The organism is Streptomyces sp. NPDC049585 (assembly GCF_040675615.1).
Taxonomy (GTDB): domain Bacteria; phylum Actinomycetota; class Actinomycetes; order Streptomycetales; family Streptomycetaceae; genus Streptomyces; species Streptomyces luteosporeus.
The window spans coordinates 73,868-92,782 of sequence record NZ_JBFAPE010000017.1 but is presented as its reverse complement, the minus strand read 5'-3'; the positions used below and the strand labels follow the sequence as shown (position 1 = coordinate 92,782).

Sequence of the window (18,915 nt, the reverse complement as noted above, 5' to 3'; positions counted from 1 at the left end):
CCTTTGACGATGAAATTCGTCGTTCAGCGAGCGAGGAAGCACTGATTCCGTTGTTCTTGCTCTGCGGGTATGTCGAAAGCGCGGCCCCCCTGACTAGGCTGTGCGTCTCAGCCATTGGACGTCCGACACGAAGGGGTGGCACGACGTGACCACCGAGCTGCGCCGCCTGCGCAATTTCATCGACGGGGAGTTCCGGGACGCCGCCGACGGGCGGACCACCGAGGTGGTCAATCCCGTCACGGGCGAGGCGTACGCGACCGCCCCGCTCTCCGGTGCCGCCGACGTGGACGCCGCCATGGCCGCCGCCGAGGCCGCCTTCCCCGCCTGGCGCGACCTGGTCCCCGCCGAGCGCCAGAAGGTGCTCCTGAAGATCGCCGACGCCTTCGAGGCCCGCGCCGACGAGCTCGTCGCGGCCGAGGTCGAGAACACCGGCAAGCCGGTGGCCCTGACCGCCAGCGAAGAGGTCCCGCCGATGGTGGACCAGATCCGCTTCTTCGCCGGCGCCGCGCGCATGCTGGAGGGCCGCTCGGCCGGCGAGTACATGGCGGGGATGACCTCCATCATCCGCCGTGAGCCGGTCGGCGTCTGCGCCCAGGTCGCGCCGTGGAACTACCCGATGATGATGGCGGTGTGGAAGTTCGCCCCGGCGCTCGCCGCGGGCAACACCGTCGTCCTCAAGCCCTCGGACACCACCCCCGCCTCCACCGTGCTCATCGCCGAGATCATCGGCGGGGTGCTGGAGGAGCTGGGCCACCCCAAGGGCGTCTTCAACGTCATCTGCGGCGACCGCGAGACCGGCCGTCTGATGGTCGAGCACAAGGTGCCGGCCATGGCCTCCATCACCGGCTCCGTGCGCGCCGGCATGCAGGTCGCCGAGTCCGCCTCCCGCGACCTCAAGCGCGTCCACCTGGAGCTCGGCGGCAAGGCCCCGGTCGTCGTCTTCGAGGACGCCGACATCGCCAAGGCCGTCGAGGACATCGCCGTCGCCGGCTTCTTCAACGCCGGCCAGGACTGTACGGCCGCCACCCGCGTGCTGGTCCACGAGTCGATCCACGACGACTTCGTCACCGCCCTCGCCCAGGCCGCCGCCGAGACGAAGACCGGCCGGCCGGACGACGAGGACGTGCTCTACGGCCCGCTGAACAACGCGAACCAGCTCAAGCAGGTCGCCGGCTTCATCGAGCGCCTGCCCGGCCACGCCAAGGTCCACACCGGCGGCCACCGCGTCGGCGAGAAGGGCTTCTTCTTCGCCCCGACCGTCGTCTCCGGCCTCCAGCAGGACGACGAGATCATCCAGAACGAGGTCTTCGGCCCCGTCATCACCGTCCAGTCCTTCACCGACGAGACGCAGGCCGTGGAGTACGCCAACGGCGTCGAGTTCGCCCTGGCCTCCTCGGTGTGGACCAAGGACCACGCCCGCGCGATGCGCATGTCCAAGGCGCTCGACTTCGGCTGCGTGTGGATCAACACCCACATCCCGCTGGTCGCCGAGATGCCGCACGGCGGCTTCAAGAAGTCCGGCTACGGCAAGGACCTCTCCGCCTACGGCTTCGAGGACTACACGCGCGTCAAGCACGTCATGACCTCGCTGGGCTGACCTGCGGTTGACGGGGGCGGGCGGCACCTTCCCGCCCCCGGTATCATCGACCGCCGCCCCGCCCCGCCGGTCCGATTGCGAGACGCCCGTGAAGCCCCTTTCCCGCCGTACCCTGCTGCGCGCGCTGGGCGCCGGTGCCGGGGCCGCGGCCCTCGCCGGCTGCGGGGTGCCCGCGGCGTACGTCGCCCCGGGCGAGCGGGCCGCCGCCGACCGCTCGGGCGAGAAGAAGCTCGTCTTCGCCAACTGGCCGCTGTACATCGACGTGGACGAGAAGGACCCGCAGAAGCGGCCCACCCTTCAGGAGTTCGAGCAGCGCACCGGCATCTCGGTGAAGTACACCGAGGAGATCAACGACAACGACGAGTTCTTCGGCAAGATCAGCCCTGCCCTGATGAACCATCAGGACACCGGTCGCGACATCATCGTCGTCAGCGACTGGATGGCCTCCCGCTACGTCCGGCTCGGGTGGGTCCAGAAGATGGACCGCGCCGCCCAGCCCCACGTCGACCGCCACCTCGACCCGCTGCTGCGCAAGCCCTCCTTCGATGCGGGCCGGCTGCACACCGTGCCCTGGCAGTCCGGCATCACCGGCATCGCCTACAACCGCAGGAAGCTCGGCCGCGAGATACGCCACACCTCCGACCTGTGGCGCGACGACCTGCGCGGCCGCGTCACCCTGCTCTCCGGCATGGACGAGGCCTTCGCCCTGCTGATGATGGGCAACGGCGCGGACGTCACCCGCTGGACGGCCGACGACTTCCACACCATGACCGACCAGCTGCGCCGCCTGGTCCGCAGGCGCCACATCCGCCGCTTCACCGGCAACGACTACATCAAGGACCTCTCCTCCGGCGACGTCCTGGCCTGCCAGGCCTACTCCGGCGACATCATCCAGCTCCAGGCCGACAACCCCGACATCGAGTTCGTCGTCCCCGAGGAGGGCGCCGAGCTGTGGGCGGAGAGCCTGATGATCCCCGACCTCGCCCGCCACAAGCGCAACGCCGAGGCGCTGATCGACCACTACTACCGGCCCGAGGTCGCCGCCGAGCTCGCCGCCTCCGTCAATTACGTCTGCCCGGTGCCGGCCGCCCGCGACGTCCTGGCCTCCTCCGGGGAGAAGGAGACCGCCGCACTGGCGGAGAACCCGCTGATCTTCCCCACCGACGACATGCGCAAGCGGCTCGCCACCGCCCGCGACATGACCGCCCGGGAGCGGCCGGCCTTCGCCAAGGAGTGGAACGAGATCGTCGGCCTGTGACGGCCGGCGCTCACGCCGCCAGCAGGGAGCGCAGCGCGCCGATGCGGTTGGTGGTGATCGAGTCGACGCCGGCCCCCAGCAGCCGGCGCATCGTGCGCCGGGTGTCGGCGGTCCACGCGGAGACCAGCAGGCCGTCGGCGTGGTTGCGCGCGACGAGCTCGGGTGTGACCAGCCCGAAGCAGTAGTTGAGCCAGTGCGGCCGCACCGCGGCCAGCAGCGTCGCCCGCGGCGGCGCCAGTGTCGTCCACGTCAGCGCGATCTCCGCGTCCGCGTCCGCCCGGCGCACGGCGAGCATCGAGGCCGGCCCGCCGCAGTAGTACACATGCGCCCCCGCCGCGCTCTCGCGCACCGCGGCGACGGCCGCCGGGGCCGCCGCCGCGTCGGGCAGGTCCACGAACAGCCGCACGCCCTCGGCGATCTCCGCGAGCGCCTCGCGCAGCGTCGGCACGCCGCCCGCGGTGGCCTCGCGCACCTCGGCGGCCGTCAGCGCGGCCAGGGGCCGGTCCAGGCCCCACAGCCGCCTCAGCGTCGCGTCGTGCAGCAGGACGGGCACGCCGTCCCGGGTCAGCCGTACGTCGATCTCCACCGCCGCGGCCCCCGCCCGCAGCGCCGACCGGATCGAGGGCAGGGTGTTCTCGCGGTGGACGTAGGGGTCCCCGCGGTGGGCGACGGCGACGCAGGCGGGCGGCGGCAGGCTCATGGCGCCGTCAGCCCCGCCACGCGGCGGTGTACGCGTCGATCTCGGCGTTCAGGGCGGCCTTGCCCGCCGCGTCCATGAACGACGCCTCCACCGCGTTCTTCGCCAGCGCGGCGACGCCCCGGGCGTCGAGGTCCAGCAGCCGCGCGGCCACCGCGTACTCGGTGTTGAGGTCGGTGCCGAACATCGGCGGGTCGTCGCTGTTGATCGTCACCAGCACCCCGGCCGCGACCATCTCCTTGACCGGGTGCCGCTCGATGTCGGTCACCGCCCGCGTGGCCAGGTTGGAGGTGGGGCAGACCTCCAGCGGGATGCGGTGCTCGGCCAGGTGCGCCAGCAGCCGCGGGTCCTGGGTGGCGCTGGTGCCGTGCCCGATGCGCTCGGCCCGCAGCTCCGTCAGGGCGTCCCAGATCGTCTGCGGCCCGGTCGTCTCGCCGGCATGCGGCACGCTGTGCAGGCCCGCGGCGATCGCCCGGTCGAAGTACGGCTTGAACTGCGGCCGCGGCACGCCGATCTCGGGGCCGCCCAGACCGAAGGAGACCAGGCCGTCGGGGCGCAGGTCGCAGGCGATGCGCGCGGTCTCCTCGGCGGAGGCGAGCCCCGCCTCGCCGGGGATGTCGAAGCACCAGCGCAGCACCACGCCCAGCTCCGACTCCGCCGCCTTGCGCGCGTCCTCGATGGCCTCGACGAACGCCACGTCCGGGATGCCGCGCCTGGTGGAGCTGTAGGGCGTCACCGTCAGCTCGGCGTAGCGGATGTTCTGCCGGGCCATGTCGCGGGCGACCTCGTAGGTCAGCAGCCGCACGTCCTCGGCGTCGCGGATGAGGTCGACCACGGAGAGGTAGACCTCGATGAAGTGCGCGAAGTCGCGGAAGGTGAAGAAGTCCGCGAGCGCCTCGGGGTCGGTGGGCACGGGGGAGTCGGGGTGCCGGGCGGCCAGCTCGGCGACGATGCGGGGGGAGGCCGATCCCACGTGGTGCACGTGCAGTTCGGCCTTCGGCAGCCCTGCGATGAACGAGTCGAGTCCTGACATGCGGGCCTCCATGGCTGCTGGGCTTCGGGGCGACGGCGTGCCGATCATCGTATGCGCGATGGCCGCCGGGGCATCGCCCAGGGCTTAGCATGACGGGGTATCGACTGGGGAGGACCATGTCCGACAAGGACGACGCGCAGCACGACCAGCCGGGCCCGAACCCCTGGGCCCCGCCGGAGCCCGGTCGGGTGCCGCTGGAGAAGCCGGCCGCCCGGCCGACGCCCACCGTGGTCGAGCCCGCGCCCGGCCCCGCCGCAGCGGCTCCCGCGCCCGCGGCGCCCCCCGCACCCGCGCCCCCCGTCGTGCCGCCGCAGGCGGCCGCGCCCGGCGGCGCGGTGCCCCCGGTGCCGCCCGCCCCGACCGGGCCGGGCACCCCCAGCGCGTACCCGGGCGGCCCCTACGCGTTCGCCCCCGGCGCCGTCCCCCAGGGCGCGCCGTACGGGCAGACCGCCTACGGCACCGGCGCCTACGGCTACCCCGCGCCCGGCTACCCGCAGGGCTGGCCCGCACCGCCCCCGGTGCCCAACAACGGGCTCGGCACGGCCGGCATGGTGCTCGGCATCGTCGGCACGATCCTGGCGCCCAGCGTCGTCTTCAGCGTCATCCTCGGCGTCCTCGCGGTCGTCTTCGGGGCGATAGGCCGGGGCAAGGCCCGCACCGGCGAGGCGACCAACGGCGGTCAGGCGCTGACCGGGCTCATCCTGGGCCCCGTGGCCATCGTCGCCTCGGTGCTGATGCTCCTGCTGTACATCTACTCCAACGCCACCAGCAACGACTACAACGACAACGAGGACCCGGACGAGGCCACCTACGGCGCCTACATGCCGGCCCCGCCCGGCCCCGCACCGCTGGTGGCCGCCAGGCGCTGACGCGCCTCCATCAGCGCGAAGCCCAGCAGGTTCAGCCCGCACCAGCGGGCCGGGTCCTGCGCCCGCTCGTCGTCGGCGGCCAGCCCGATCCCCCAGATCCGGTCCACGGGGCTGGCCTCGACGAGCACCCTGCTCCCGGTGCCCAGCAGATACGCCCTCAGCTCGGGATGCTGCGCGAACTTGTGCACGCTGCCCTCGACCACGAGCCCGTAGCGGTGGCGCACCCACTCCTGCTCGTCGAAGCCGCGCACCGAACGCCCGGCGCCCTTGGCCTGCTTGGGGTGGCCCGCCGCCAGCGCCCGCGCCTCGGCCTCGGCGTCGCCGAACAGCCGGGCCTTGCCGGCCATCATCCAGTGCTCGGCCGTCGCGTACTGCACGCCCCCGACCGTGAACGGGGAGGGCCACCACTGGCTGAAGCAGCCGGACCCCACGCCACCGCCGCGCGGCGGCCGGTGCCCCCAGAAGAACACGTACTTCAGGCGCTCCCCGCCCGCAACGGCCTCCACGAGCTCCGCCACCGACCGCGGGCCGTCCGCCCCGTCGCCGGCCCGCGCCGCCCCCGCGCTCGCTTCGATCTTCGACATGCACGAAGTGTGGCATGCCGGACCGACAGCCGAATCGGGCTGCCCCGGCGGGTGATCTCCCCCTACGCTTGCCCGGCACCATTGACAGGAGGGGACTTTTCGCAATGTCGAACTACCAGAACAATCCGTACGCCGGTCAGCCGCCCTACCCGCCCCAGCAGCCGCAGCAGCCCCCGGCCGGTTACGGCTACCCAGGGCCGGCCGGGCCGGGCACCCCGCCCGCCTACCCCGCGGCGCCGCCCGTGCAGCCCTACCCGATGCCCGGCTACGGCGGCGGCATGCCGCCGCAGCCCAGCAACGGCATGGGCACCGCCGGCCTGGTGCTGGGCATCATCGGCGTCGTCTTCAGCCTGACCTTCGTCTTCTGGTTCCTGGGCGTCATCCTCGGCATCCTCGCGATCATCTTCGGTGCCGTCGGCCGTCACAAGGCCACCAAGGGGGAGGCCACCAACAAGGGCGCCGCCACGGCAGGACTGGTGTGCGGCATCGTCGCCACGGTCCTGCTCCCGCTGCTCGGCGTGCTCTTCGCGGCCAGCCTGTTCGGCCTGAGCTGACGCCCGCCGGTGACGGGGACGGCAGCCGACTCGGGCCGCCCCCGTCACCGAATCCGTTGCACGACCGAAAACTGCCGACGGAATCCCTTGTTGGAAGCGGAGGTCTCTGCCAGGATCGGCAAACCAATCCGGTGGAGCGGCCTGTGGGCACAGGTGCGCGAACGGCGGAGGAGTAGGCATGCGACACGGCCCGTTTCGTAACCAGGCCGCACCGTGTGTCACCCTTTCCTGTTTGCGTTCCCCGAACCCCTGGACCAGACCATGACGGCAACCGCCACCACCGGCACCAGCGGCACCGATGTGCGCCTCGCCGGCATCAGCAAGACCTACGGCGACTTCACCGCCGTGCACCCGCTCGACCTCGCCGTCCCCGCGGGCTCCTTCTTCGCCCTGCTGGGCGCCTCCGGCTGCGGCAAGACCACCACGCTGCGCATGATCGCCGGCCTGGACGAGCCCACCACCGGCACCGTCGCCCTCGGGGGGCGCGACGTGACCGCCCTGCCCGCCTACAAGCGGCCCGTCAACACGGTCTTCCAGAACTACGCGCTCTTCCCGCACCTGGACATCCACGAGAACGTCGCCTTCGGCCTGCGCCGCCGCGGCGTGAAGTCCGTCAAGAAGCAGGTCGCGGAGATGCTCGACCTCGTCCAGCTCGGCGACCAGGCCCGCCGCCGCCCGCACCAGCTCTCCGGCGGCCAGCAGCAGCGCGTCGCCGTCGCCCGCGCCCTGATCAACCACCCCGACGTCCTGCTCCTCGACGAGCCCTTGGGCGCCCTCGACCTCAAGCTGCGTCGTCAGATGCAGCTGGAGCTCAAGCGCATCCAGACCGAGGTCGGCATCACCTTCATCCACGTCACCCACGACCAGGAGGAGGCCATGACCATGGCCGACACGGTCGCGGTGATGAACGCCGGCCGGGTCGAGCAGCTCGGCACCCCCACCGAGCTCTACGAGACCCCGCGCACCACCTTCGTCGCCAACTTCCTCGGCACCTCCAACCTCATCACCACCGACGTCCTCGACGCCTCCGGCGACGACATCGTCCTGCGCGCCGGTGATACCAAACTCGGTCTGCCCCGGGCACGATGTACAGCCGGCGCCCGGCCGGGCGAGAAGCTCCTGCTCGGCATAAGGCCGGAGAAGATCACCCTCACCCACGCCGACGACGCCGCCGGCGTTGCCGCCGGCCGCAACGTCGTGCCCGGCCGCATCGCCCAGGCGAGCTTCACCGGTGTCTGCACCCAGTACCTCGTCGACAGCCCCGTGGGCACCGGTCTGTCCGTCTACGAGCAGAACGTCGAGCGCGACGCCCGCCTCGCCCCCGGCGCCGAGGTCGTCCTGCACTGGAACCCCGCGCACAGCTTCGGCCTGGACGCGTCCCAGGCTGTGTCCGCCGGAACGACGGGCGAGGCCGGCACCGACGCGCGAGAGGCAGGTACGTGACGATGACGACCGCCACCGACCACCCTCCCGCACCACCCGCCGCCCCCGCCGCCGACAGCGCCCTGCACAAGGCCGTCCGCCGCAGGAAGCGCGTCCCCTACTGGCTGCTCCTGCCGGGCATCGCCTGGCTCCTCGTCTTCTTCGCCGCCCCCCTCGTCTACCAGGCCTCGACCTCCCTGCAGACCGGCTCCCTCGAAGAAGGCTTCCGCGTCACCTGGCACTTCGCCACCTACTCCGACGCCCTCGCCGAGTACTACCCGCAGTTCCTGCGCTCCGTCGCCTACGCCGCCACCGCCACCGCGCTGTGCCTCGTGCTGGGCTACCCCCTGGCGTACCTGATCGCCTTCCGCGCCGGCCGCTGGCGCAACCTGCTGATGGTGCTCGTCATCGCACCCTTCTTCACCAGCTTCCTGATCCGCACCCTCGCCTGGAAGACGATCCTCGCCGACAGCGGCCCCGTCGTCCGCACCCTGGACTCGCTGCACGTGCTGACCGTCACCAACGCGCTCGGCATCACCGAGGGCCACCGCGTGCTCGCCACGCCGCTGGCCGTCGTGTGCGGACTGACCTACAACTTCCTGCCGTTCATGATCCTGCCGCTCTACACCTCGCTCGAACGCATCGACAGCCGCCTGCTGGAGGCCGCCGGCGACCTGTACGCCCGGCCCCTGACCACCTTCCGCAAGGTCACCCTGCCGCTGTCCATGCCGGGCGTCGTCGCCGGTACCCTGCTCACCTTCATCCCCGCCGCCGGCGACTACATCAACGCGGAACTGCTCGGCTCCGCCGACCAGAAGATGATCGGCAACGTCATCCAGTCCCAGTTCCTGCGCGTGCTCGACTACCCGACCGCGGCCGCACTCTCCTTCATCCTCATGGCGTCCATCCTCGCCATGGTCACGCTCTACATCCGCAAGTCCGGCACGGAGGAGGTCGTCTGATGCGCTGGCTGCGCCGCAACCTGGTCGTCATCGCGGGCCTGCTCACCCTCGCGTTCCTGATCCTGCCCAACGCCGTCGTGACGGTGTTCTCCTTCAACAAGCCCAACGGCCGCTTCAACTACGAGTGGCAGCACTTCTCCACCGACGCCTGGACCCACCCCTGCGGCGTCGCCGACCTGTGCGGCTCCCTCTCGCTGAGCCTGCAGATCGCCCTGTGGGCCACCCTCGGCGCCACCGTCCTCGGCACCCTGATCGCCTTCGCCGTCGCCCGCTACCGCTTCCGCGCCCGCGGCACCGTCGGCACGCTGATCTTCCTGCCCATGGCCATGCCCGAGGTCGTCATGGCCGCCTCACTGGCCACCCTCTTCCTCAACATGGGCGTCAGCTTCGGCTTCTGGACCATCCTCATCGCCCACATCACCTTCTGCCTCAGCTTCGTGGTGACCGCCGTCAAGGCCCGCGTGATGAGCATGGACCCCCGCCTCGAACAGGCCGCCCAGGACCTCTACGCCACCCCCCTGCAGACGTTCCTGCGCATCACCCTGCCGATCGCCGCCCCCGGCATCGTCGCCGGCGCGCTGCTGTCCTTCGCGCTGTCCTTCGACGACTTCATCATCACCAACTTCAACGCCGGATCGACCGTGACCTTCCCCATGTACGTCTGGGGATCCGCCCAAAGGGGCACGCCCGTTCAGATCAATGTCATCGGGACGGCGATGTTCGCCGTCGCCGTGCTGTGCGTCCTCGCCGGACAACTGGTCGGGAGACGCCGACAAAGGAGCTGAGAACCATGGCCACCGGCGCCATGACCCATGTGAAAGCACTCTCCGACGCAACTCCCCGCCCCTACTGGCTCGACGACCCCTCCCGGCCGGACCCCCTGCCGGCCCTCGTCGGCGACGAGCACTGCGACCTGCTCGTCGTCGGCGGCGGCTACAGCGGACTGTGGACCGCCCTCAACGCCAAGGAACGCGACCCCCGCCGGGACGTCGTCCTCATCGAGGGCCAGGAGGCCGGCTGGGCCGCCTCCGGCCGCAACGGCGGCTTCTGCGCCGCCTCCCTCACCCACGGCTGGGCCAACGGACACGCCCGCTGGCCCGCCGAACTGACCACCCTCGAAGACCTCGGCCGCCGCAACCTCGACGGCATCGAGGCCGCCCTCGCCCGCCACGGCATCGACTGCGACTTCGAACGCACCGGCGAGATCGACGTCGCCACCACCCCCCACCAGGCCCACGAACTGCGCCTCGCCGCCGACGAGGCCACGAAGCTCGGCATCACCGGCCACACCTTCCTCGACCGCGACGCCGTCCGGGCCGAGATCGACTCCCCGACCTTCCTCGCCGGCCTGTGGAACCGCACCGGCGTCGCCATGCTCCACCCCGCCAAGCTCGCCTGGGGCCTCAAACGCGCCTGCCGGAGCCTGGGCGTACGCCTCTACGAGCACACACCCGGCACCGAACTGTCCGTACGCCGCACCGGCGTCGCCGTGCGCACCCCCTACGGCCGCGTCTTCGCCCGCCAGGCCGCCCTCGCCACCAACGCCTTCTCCTCCCTGGTCAAGCGCCTGCGCCCGTACATCGCCCCGGTCTACGACTACGCCCTGATGACCGAGCCCCTCACCGACGGACAGCTCGCCGACATCGGCTGGCGGCGCCGCCAGGGCCTGAGCGACAGCGCCAACCACTTCCACTACTTCCGGCTCACCGCCGACAACCGCATCCTGTGGGGCGGCTACGACATCGTCTACCGCTACGGCGGCGGCGTCCGCGCCGAGTACGACCACCACCCGCCCACCTACCAGCGCCTGGCGGAGCACTTCTTCCGCTGCTTCCCGCAGCTGGAGGGCGTGCGCTTCACCCACACCTGGGGCGGCGCCATCGACACCTGCTCCCGCTTCTCCGCCTTCTTCGGCACCGCCCACCGCGGCCGCGTCGCCTACGCCCTCGGCTTCACCGGCCTCGGCGTCGGCGCATCGCGCTTCGGCGCGGACGTCATGCTCGACCTGCTGGCGGGCAGCCGCACGGAGCGCACGGAACTGCAGATGGTCCGCAGCAAGCCCCTGCCCTTCCCACCGGAACCGGTCCGCTCGATGGGCATCGGCATCACCCAGTGGGCGATGACGCGGGCGGACGAGAACGGCCGAAGAAACCTCTGGCTCCGCACCATGGACCGCCTGGGCCTGGGCTTCGACAGCTGACGCCCGGTGGTTTGCGGGCAATCGTCCCGCTTGGGGGCCCTCCGGCGTCAGCCGGGGGAGGGACGGGTGGGCACGAACCACCCACCGGCCCGCACCCGGGCAACGCACATCAGTAGTGCACCGGACAGCGCCCACGCCCCGACGACGTCGAGCGGCCAGTGATACCCGCACCGCACGAGGCCGAAGCCGACGGCAACGTTGAGGAGGGCGACAGCCCACAGCCACACCCGCCGGCGGCACAGGAGCAGCGCCGCCGCCCCGTACGCCACCGCCGCCGTGGCCGCGTGCCCCGAAGGAAAGAACTCGTGCGGCGCACCGGCCATGGCCGGCGGCCCCACCCGCCCGACGAGTGCCTTGAACGGCACGACGACGGCCGGTACGGCGGCCAGGGCCAGGGCGGCGGCAGCCGCCGTACGCCACTGCCGCCGCCACAGGGCGAAGCCCACCGCCACCGCAAGCACCGGCACGGCCACCGACGCATTGCCGAGGTCGGCGAAGAAGCGGGCCGCGCCGGACGGTGCGTACGCCGCCCGCCCCAGCCGCTCGTCGAGCGCCCGCAGCGGTCCGTGCGCGGCGACCTGCCAGGTCGTGACGACGAGCAGGACGAGAAACACGAGCGGCGGCCCCGGAACCGGGGGGATGGTTCCGAGGCCGCCGAACCGGCCGGTGCGCCGCGCGCCCCGGGGGGTGTGGGGCGGGCGGCCGTCCGATCGGTGAGAAGCGTGCGCGAAGGCACGGCCGTGCCCGTACTGGGGAGGTACCGGCACGGCGTCGCCCGCAGTCCCCTGCGGACGGGGTGTTTCATTCATCTGCAGAAACCGTACGGCAGCTACGGCCGATCCGATAGCCGGATCACCCGTCCGCCACCCGCCCCGCACAGGTTCTTCACCGGCTCACAGCAGGCGCACAGCCGGCGCGCAGGTGGCTCACAGGCGGCCGAGCGCACCCTCGATGATGTCGAGGCCCTCGTTCAGCAGGTCCTCGCCGATGACCAGCGGCGGCAGGAAGCGCAGCACGTTGCCGTAGGTGCCGCAGGTCAGCACCAGCAGGCCCTCCGCGTGGCACGCCTTGGCCAGCGTGCCGGCGGCCTCCGCGTTCGGCTCCTTGGTCGCCGGGTCCTTGACCAGCTCGATCGCGATCATGGCGCCGCGGCCGCGGATGTCGCCGATGACCGGGAACTTCTCCTGCATGGCGGCGAGGCGGGTCTTCATGACCTCCTCGATGCGCTTGGCCTTGCCGTTGAGGTCCAGCTCGCGCATGGTCTCGATGGCGCCGAGCGCACCGGCGCAGGCCACCGGGTTGCCGCCGTAGGTGCCGCCGAGGCCGCCCGCGTGGGCCGCGTCCATGATCTCCGCGCGGCCGGTGACCGCGGCCAGCGGCAGACCGCCGGCGATGCCCTTGGCGGTGGTGATCAGGTCGGGGACGATGCCCTCGTCCTCACAGGCGAACCACTGGCCGGTGCGGCAGAAGCCGGACTGGATCTCGTCGGCGACGAAGACGATGCCGTTGTCGTTGGCGAACTTCACGATCGCCGGCAGGAAGCCCTTGGCCGGCTCGATGAAGCCGCCCTCGCCCAGGACCGGCTCGATGATGATGGCGGCGACGTTCTCCGCGCCGACCTGCTTGGTGATCTGGTCGATGGCCTGGGCGGCGGCCTCCGGGCCGCAGTTCTCCGGGCCGGTGGGCCAGCGGTAGCCGTACGCCACCGGCACGCGGTAGACCTCGGGCGCGAACGGGCCGAAGCCGTGCTTGTACGGCATGTTCTTGGCGGTGAGCGCCATCGTCAGGTTCGTGCGGCCGTGGTAGCCGTGGTCGAAGACGACGACGGCCTGGCGCTTGGTGTACGCACGGGCGATCTTGACGGCGTTCTCGACGGCCTCGGCGCCCGAGTTGAACAGCGCCGACTTCTTCGCGTGGTCGCCCGGGGTCAGCTCGGCGAGCTGCTCGCAGACCTCCACGTAACCCTCGTAGGGGGTCACCATGAAGCAGGTGTGGGTGAAGTCGGCCAGCTGCGCGGAGGCGCGGCGCACGACGGCCTCGGCGCTGGCGCCGACCGAGGTGACGGCGATGCCGGAGCCGAAGTCGATCAGACGGTTGCCGTCGACGTCCTCGATGACGCCCCCGCCGGCCCGCGCGGTGAACACCGGCAGCACGGAGCCCACGCCGCCCGCGACAGCGGCGAGACGGCGAGCCTGGAGCTCCTGCGACTTGGGGCCGGGGATCGCGGTGACGACGCGGCGCTCCTGGGGGAGGGCGGCGCCTCCGGACAGTTCGGTCATGGAAGAGCTCCAGGGGAAAGTACGGGCTTTTGGTCGCAGGCTAGGGGCGGTGGGCGGGGCGTGGCATGTTCCGTTCGGGAGAAGTGCACGCGTCCGGTTGTCCGTATCGGACATGGTGGCCCACTAGATTGGGCCGGTCGGACAGTTCACACACGCGGGCGGGCGCGAGGGCCGGCTGGGGGCGAGGGCAACGATGGACACCGAAGGAATGACGGGCGACATGCCGGCGCCACCCGGTGGGCTGCCGCCCGGGCCCGGCCCGGCCGGTGCGCGGGGCACGCCCCCGGCCGTCCCCCCGGCTCCGCCCGGGGCTGCGCCCCCGGTCGCGCCGCTGCCCCGGCAGTCCGCACCCGCGCCCCGGCCGGGCCCCGACCCGGCGGGCCCGGACAGCGCGGCGGCGCCGCCGCCGCTGTACAAGACGGCCCGTGCCGCAGACGTGCCGTCGGTCCCGTCGCCGCCGGGCGCGCCGGCCGGTGCAGCGGCCAGCGGTTCGCCGGCCGCCCCGCCGTCGCTGCCGCGGGCGGCCGACCCCTACGGCACGGACGCTCATGCCTCGTCCTTCCTGACCTGGCTGCGGGCGCCGCGGGCGGACGCCGGGCCCGGGATCTGGGCCTTCGGGCACCGGCCCAAGCCGCCGGAGGAGCCCGATCGCATTCCGAGCCGCCAGTTGCTCAGCGGGGCCGTCATCGCGTTGCTGTGCGGCTGGCTGCTGTGGTCGCTGCTGTGGAACGGCTACCTGGGGCACTACTGGATCTGGCCGCTGTTCGCGCTGACCCCCGACTCCTGGCGGCAGGGCGGCATGCTGGCCGTCTGGGTCGTCTACGCCTACTACACGCTGTGCGCCCTCGTCCTCGTCGTCGTCTTCGGGCGCCTGGGCCGCTGGGGGCAGGTGTGGCGCCGCTGGGTGACGCCGGCGCTGCGCCGGCTGTGGGACGACGGCGGGGAACCCGCCCCCGAGACGCCGGGCACGGCGCACGACCCCGCCGCATGGCCGCACCTGCGCGCGGCAGGAGCGCACGCCGCCGCCGACCGGCTCGCGGCCGACGCGCGCGCCGGGATCATGAACGACGTGGACCACGCGCGCATCGAGCGCGCCTGGGAGGCGGCGCGCGCCCGGCCCGACCGGCTCGCCGCGTTCACCGACGCCGTGCTCGAACAGGGCGCCGCCGCCTGCGCCCACCCCTCCGGCGCCCGCGACCTGCCCGCGCGCACCGCGCGCCACGACCTCCTGGCCGGCCAGGTGCGCCTGGGCACCGCCGTCGACGACGAGCGCAACCCGTACGAGCACCGGGGCGCCGGCTGCGCCCTCGACGCCGGTCTGCTCGCCACCTCCCTCCTCGCCGTCGGCCCGCCCGGCTGCGGCAAGACCGAACGCCTGGTGCGGCCGGTCCTGGAATCGCTGTGCCTGCAGGCCCTGGCCGGGCGCGCCGCGGTCGTCGCCGTCGGGGCCTCCGGCGCCGCCCTGGCCCCGGACGACGCCTTCGACGTCGTCGTCCGCATCGGCCGCCCCGACTCCGCCTACGACCTCGACCTCTACGGCACCGACGACCCCGACGAGGCGGCCGCCGTCCTCGCCGAAGGACTCGTCGGCGACCTGACCACCGCCCTGCCCGGCGGGGACAGCCGGCGGGCCGCCACCGCGCTCGCCCAGCTGCTGGGCCCCTTCCGGGCCGTCCACGGCCGCTTCCCGTCCGTGCCTGAGCTGCGCGAACTCCTCGACGGTTCGCCCGCCGCCCTCGGCGCCCTGCGCGAGCGCCTCGCCGCCGGCGGCCACGAGGCGCTCGGCCGCGAGCTCGACGCCCGCGAACGCCAGGCCCACCGGCCCGGCGACCCCGCCCCCGCGCTCGCCGACCGGCTCGCCCTGCTCGACCGGCCGGCCTTCGCCCCCTTCTTCGACACCACCCGCCCCGGCCGCACCTTCTCCCTACGCACCCTCGAGCACCCGCTGCGCGTACGCATCGACCTGCCCGAACGCGGGCACGCCGAGGCCTCGCGCGTGCTGGCCCGGCTGATCCTCGCCCAGTTCACCGAGTGCGCGGCGGCCCGTGCCGACCGCTCGCTGTTCGCCTGCCTCGTCCTCGACGACGCGACGCACACGGTCACCCCCGAGTCCGTACGCGGGCTGCAGCGGCTGCGCTCCGCCCGCGCCGGCGCCGTACTGACCCTGCGCACCCTCGACGACGTGCCCGAGGCGCTGCGCAGCGCGCTGCTGGGCTCGGTCGGCTGCCGCATGGCGTTCTCGGGCGTGACCACCTGGGACGGCGCCCGCTTCGCCGAGGTGTGGGGCAAGGAATGGGTCGAGACCCGCGACGTCACCGACCGCCAGGTCATCGCCCACGAGCCGATCACCCGCGTCACCCACGTCGTGCGCCGCGTGATCACCGGCCGGGCCGTGACCGCCCAGTCCGTCACCGTGCGCAAGGTCGAGCGGGAACGGTGGTCCGCCTCGGAGCTCGCCCACTCGGTGCCCGCGGGCTGCGCGGTCCTCTCCGTGACCTCGGCGAAGGGGGACAGCGCACCACCAGTGCTGGTCGAGCTGTCGAACTGAGCCGACAACCCTCCACTGAGGCAGAATCGGTCACAGCCGTTCATACGAGACGGCAAGTGTCCGGCCCGGTTCCACCGAAGGTGTCATGCCTCTCACGCTCGCCTCACTCGTCCACCACTCCGCGCTGAAGCTCTCCGTTCTCGCGGGCCGGGACCGGCTGGACACGCCCGTGCGCTGGGCGCACGTCAGCGAGCTCGCCGACCCCGTGCCCTGGATGGACGGCGGCGAGCTGCTGCTCATCACGGCCATGAAGCTCGACGCCGAGGACCCCGAGGCCATGCGCCGCTACGTGCGGCGCCTGGTCGGCGCCGGCGTGGTCGGACTCGGCTTCGCCGTCGGCGTCAACTACGACGAAGTGCCCCGCGCCCTCGTCGAAGCCGCCGAGGCCGAGGACCTGCCCCTGCTGGAGGTGCCGCGCCGCACCCCGTTCCTCGCCATCACCAAGGCCGTCTCGGCGGCCATCGCCGCCGACCAGTACCGCGCCGTCACCGCCGGCTTCGAGGCCCAGCGCGAACTGACCCGCGCCGCCCTCGCCCCCGAAGGCCCCGCCGCCCTCATCGCCCGCCTCGCCGCCCACCTCGGCGGCTGGGCCGCCCTCTACGACGCCTCCGGCGCCGTCGTCGCCGCCGCACCCGAATGGGCCGCACGCCGCGCGGCCCGGCTCGGCGCCGACGTCGACCGGCTGCGCGAGCGGCCCGCCCCCGCCAGCGCCGTCGTCGGCTCCGGCACCGACGACGAGGACGGCGACCGCGTCGAACTGCAGTCCCTCGGCTCCGGACGGCGCGCCCGCGGCGTCCTCGCCGTCGGCACCGGCGCCCCGCTCGGCACCGCCGAGCGCTACGCCGTGCACTCCGCCGTCGCCCTGCTGACCCTGACCACCGAGCGCTCCCGCGCCCTGCAGGAAGCCGAGGCCCGCCTCGGCGCCGCGGTGCTGCGCATGCTGCTGGCCGGCGAACCGGACCACGCCCGGGCCGTCGCCGGCGACCTGTACGGCTCCCTGCTCGACGCGCCCTTCCGCATCCTCGTCGCCGAAGCGGGGGAGGAGAGCGCGCTCGGCGCCCTCGCCGACGCCGCGGAGACCGCCGCCGGCCGGGCGGCCGAAGCGGTGCTCGTCGTCGCCGACGGTACGCGGGTCACCGTCCTCGCCCCCGACGGCGGCGCGGCGGTGGGGGCGTGCGAGACATACGCGCGCGCCGCGGAGGAGCGGCGCAGCGCCGCAGGGGACGGCGCCGCCGCCCCCGCCGGGCCCGTCCTCGGGCTGTCCGGCCCCGCCGGACCGGCCGGCGCCGCCGCCGCCCACCGGCAGGCCGAACAGGCCCTGTCCGTCGCCCGGCGCCGGGGGCGCGTCCTCGTCGAACACGAGGAGGTCGCCGCCGGCTCCGTCCTGCCGCTGCTCGCCGACGACGCGGTCCGCGCCTTCGCCGACGGGCTGCTGCGGGCGCTCCGCGAGCACGATGCGACCGGGCGCGGCGACCTCGTCGCATCACTGCGGGCGTGGCTGTCGCGCCACGGACAGTGGGACGCGGCCGCCGCGGACCTGGGGGTGCACCGGCACACCCTGCGGTACCGGATGCGGCGGGTGGAGGAGATCCTGGGACGGTCCCTGGACGACCCGGACGTCCGCATGGAACTGTGGCTGGCCCTCCAGGCGACGAGCGGCCCCGGCGGCCAGGGGTAGCGCCTGCGGCGGGCTGCGACACGGCCCGCCGCAGGCGCCCCGCCGCTCACCAGGTGACGGGGATCTCCGCTGCCATGATCGCCATGCGGTTCGGGTGCCAGGGCACCTCCTCCGGGGCCACGGCCAGGCGAACGCCCGGCAGGCGGTCCAGCAGGACGCGGAAGGCGATCTCCGACTGGCGGCGGACCAGGTGCGCCCCCGGGCAGTGGTGGCGGCCGTAGCCGAAGCGCAGGTGCGGGTTGGGGGAGCGGGTGGGGTCGAAGGTCTGCGGGTCGGGGAACGCGGCCGGGTCGTAGTTGGTCGCGTCCAGGGAGAGCAGGATCATCTCGCCCTGCTTCACCCGGGCCGGGCCCAGCTCGACGTCCTCGGTGACGAAGCGGGGGATCGCGTTGCCGAGGACGACGCTGCACCGCAGCAGCTCCTCCACACACTGCGGCATCGTCTCCGGCCGGGCGCGCACCGCGCTCATGACGTCCGGGTGCTGCAGCAGGTTGAAGGCCGCGACGCCGAGGAAGCTCGCGAAGTCCTCGTAGCCGCTGACGAACAGGACGGACACGATGTTCGACAGCTGCTTGTCGGTGAGCCCTTGGTGCGCCGAGTTGAGGTCGGCGAGGCGGTCCGCGAGGCCGCGGGGTGCGCCGGGGCGGCGGCCGGCCATGTGGTCGTCCATGTACACGCGGATCTCCTCCCAGTTGCGGGCGAGGTCCTCGTGGGTGGGGGTGACCATGGTGAGGTCCAGGTCGGCCCGTGCGGCGAGCCATGCGTGGTCCTCGAAGGGCAGGCCGAGGAGCCGGCACATGCACTGGGCGGCGACCCATTCGGCGAAGTGGTGCTGGAGGTCGCCGGGGGCGCCCTCCTTCACCATGGCGTCCAGGCCTTCGTGGGTGATGCCCGCGACCCAGTCGGCGGGCAGTGCGGGCTGGTCGCGGCCGAGGGCCTTGAGTACTTCGTCGCGCAGTCCGGCCTGCTGGAGGTGGTTCATGGCGTCGAGGAGTTCGGGCGCGAGGATGGGGGCGTCCTGGGCGGGGCTGTCGGCCTCGCCGAGGACGGAGCGCGCGAAGGAGCGGTCCCGCAGCACGTGCCGGGCCAGTTCGTAGTCGGTGACCAGCCACGCCTCCTCGCCGGAGTTGGTGCCGACGCGGGCGACGGGGCAGCGGCTGCGCAGCTCGTCGAGTTCGGGGGCGAGCCGGTCGCCGTCGGTGCTGAAGGGATAGTGCGGCAGTGCGGTCATGGG

The 18,915-nt window shown here is 73.1% G+C and carries 16 protein-coding genes; 10 read left to right on the top strand and 6 right to left on the bottom strand.

Annotated features, from left to right (window positions below):
* The first annotated feature begins 145 nt into the window (after nt 1-145).
* Complete coding sequence (locus AB0K17_RS19005; RefSeq protein ID WP_365967465.1) at nt 146-1,597, top strand: gamma-aminobutyraldehyde dehydrogenase; 1,452 nt, start codon at nt 146-148, stop codon at nt 1,595-1,597.
* 88 nt (nt 1,598-1,685) lie between these two features.
* A complete protein-coding gene (locus AB0K17_RS19000) occupies nt 1,686-2,855 on the top strand; it encodes a spermidine/putrescine ABC transporter substrate-binding protein (protein ID WP_365967466.1) in 1,170 nt (389 codons plus the stop codon).
* Nucleotides 2,856-2,865: 10 nt separating this feature from the next.
* On the opposite strand, the gene AB0K17_RS18995 is transcribed toward AB0K17_RS19000, so the two are convergent.
* A complete protein-coding gene (locus AB0K17_RS18995) occupies nt 2,866-3,555 on the bottom strand; it encodes a glycerophosphodiester phosphodiesterase (protein WP_365967468.1) in 690 nt (229 codons plus the stop codon).
* Nucleotides 3,556-3,562: 7 nt separating this feature from the next.
* Nucleotides 3,563-4,585 (bottom strand): adenosine deaminase, encoded by a 1,023-nt coding sequence (locus tag AB0K17_RS18990; RefSeq protein WP_365967469.1) that lies wholly within the window; start codon nt 4,583-4,585, stop codon nt 3,563-3,565.
* Between the two features lie 116 nt (nt 4,586-4,701).
* Here AB0K17_RS18990 and AB0K17_RS18985 point away from each other — a divergent pair, with 116 nt between their 5' ends.
* Nucleotides 4,702-5,454 carry a DUF4190 domain-containing protein gene (locus AB0K17_RS18985; RefSeq protein WP_365983605.1) on the top strand — a complete coding sequence of 251 codons (753 nt, stop codon included), beginning with the start codon at nt 4,702-4,704 and terminating at the stop codon, nt 5,452-5,454.
* On the opposite strand, the gene AB0K17_RS18980 is transcribed toward AB0K17_RS18985, so the two are convergent.
* A complete protein-coding gene (locus AB0K17_RS18980; RefSeq protein WP_365983604.1) occupies nt 5,403-6,038 on the bottom strand; it encodes an NADAR family protein in 636 nt (211 codons plus the stop codon). The two genes, AB0K17_RS18985 and AB0K17_RS18980, sit on opposite strands and share 52 nt — an antisense overlap.
* 104 nt (nt 6,039-6,142) lie before the next feature.
* Between AB0K17_RS18980 and AB0K17_RS18975 the strand changes: the two genes are divergently transcribed.
* The 5 genes from AB0K17_RS18975 to AB0K17_RS18955 all read left to right on the top strand — a co-directional run bounded on the left by AB0K17_RS18975 (nt 6,143) and on the right by AB0K17_RS18955 (nt 11,176).
* Entirely contained in the window at nt 6,143-6,592 is a 450-nt protein-coding gene (locus AB0K17_RS18975; protein ID WP_365967472.1) for a DUF4190 domain-containing protein, read from the top strand.
* Nucleotides 6,593-6,853: 261 nt separating this feature from the next.
* Nucleotides 6,854-8,035, top strand: coding sequence for an ABC transporter ATP-binding protein (locus tag AB0K17_RS18970; protein WP_365983603.1), 1,182 nt, complete (start codon nt 6,854-6,856; stop codon nt 8,033-8,035).
* Between the two features lie 2 nt (nt 8,036-8,037).
* Nucleotides 8,038-8,976, top strand: coding sequence for an ABC transporter permease (locus AB0K17_RS18965; RefSeq protein WP_365967535.1), 939 nt, complete (start codon nt 8,038-8,040; stop codon nt 8,974-8,976).
* A complete protein-coding gene (locus AB0K17_RS18960; protein WP_344435960.1) occupies nt 8,976-9,761 on the top strand; it encodes an ABC transporter permease in 786 nt (261 codons plus the stop codon). Before AB0K17_RS18965 ends, AB0K17_RS18960 begins: the two co-directional genes overlap by 1 nt.
* A 5-nt stretch (nt 9,762-9,766) precedes the next feature.
* Entirely contained in the window at nt 9,767-11,176 is a 1,410-nt protein-coding gene (locus tag AB0K17_RS18955; protein WP_365983601.1) for an FAD-dependent oxidoreductase, read from the top strand.
* 47 nt (nt 11,177-11,223) lie between these two features.
* Here AB0K17_RS18955 and AB0K17_RS18950 read toward each other — a convergent pair whose 3' ends face one another.
* Together AB0K17_RS18950 and gabT are read right to left on the bottom strand one after the other, a co-directional pair.
* Nucleotides 11,224-11,790 (bottom strand): phosphatase PAP2 family protein, encoded by a 567-nt coding sequence (locus tag AB0K17_RS18950; protein ID WP_365983600.1) that lies wholly within the window; start codon nt 11,788-11,790, stop codon nt 11,224-11,226.
* Nucleotides 11,791-12,102: 312 nt separating this feature from the next.
* Nucleotides 12,103-13,455, bottom strand: coding sequence for a 4-aminobutyrate--2-oxoglutarate transaminase (gene gabT / locus AB0K17_RS18945; RefSeq protein ID WP_344435964.1), 1,353 nt, complete (start codon nt 13,453-13,455; stop codon nt 12,103-12,105).
* Nucleotides 13,456-13,675: 220 nt separating this feature from the next.
* Between gabT and AB0K17_RS18940 the strand changes: the two genes are divergently transcribed.
* Together AB0K17_RS18940 and AB0K17_RS18935 are read left to right on the top strand one after the other, a co-directional pair.
* On the top strand, nt 13,676-16,003 hold the full coding sequence (locus tag AB0K17_RS18940) for an ATP-binding protein (protein ID WP_365983599.1): 2,328 nt from the start codon (nt 13,676-13,678) through the stop codon (nt 16,001-16,003).
* 85 nt (nt 16,004-16,088) lie between these two features.
* A complete protein-coding gene (locus AB0K17_RS18935; protein WP_365967478.1) occupies nt 16,089-17,681 on the top strand; it encodes a PucR family transcriptional regulator in 1,593 nt (530 codons plus the stop codon).
* Nucleotides 17,682-17,727: 46 nt separating this feature from the next.
* Here AB0K17_RS18935 and AB0K17_RS18930 read toward each other — a convergent pair whose 3' ends face one another.
* Nucleotides 17,728-18,912 carry a cytochrome P450 gene (locus tag AB0K17_RS18930; RefSeq protein ID WP_365983598.1) on the bottom strand — a complete coding sequence of 395 codons (1,185 nt, stop codon included), beginning with the start codon at nt 18,910-18,912 and terminating at the stop codon, nt 17,728-17,730.
* Nucleotides 18,913-18,915 lie beyond the last annotated feature (3 nt).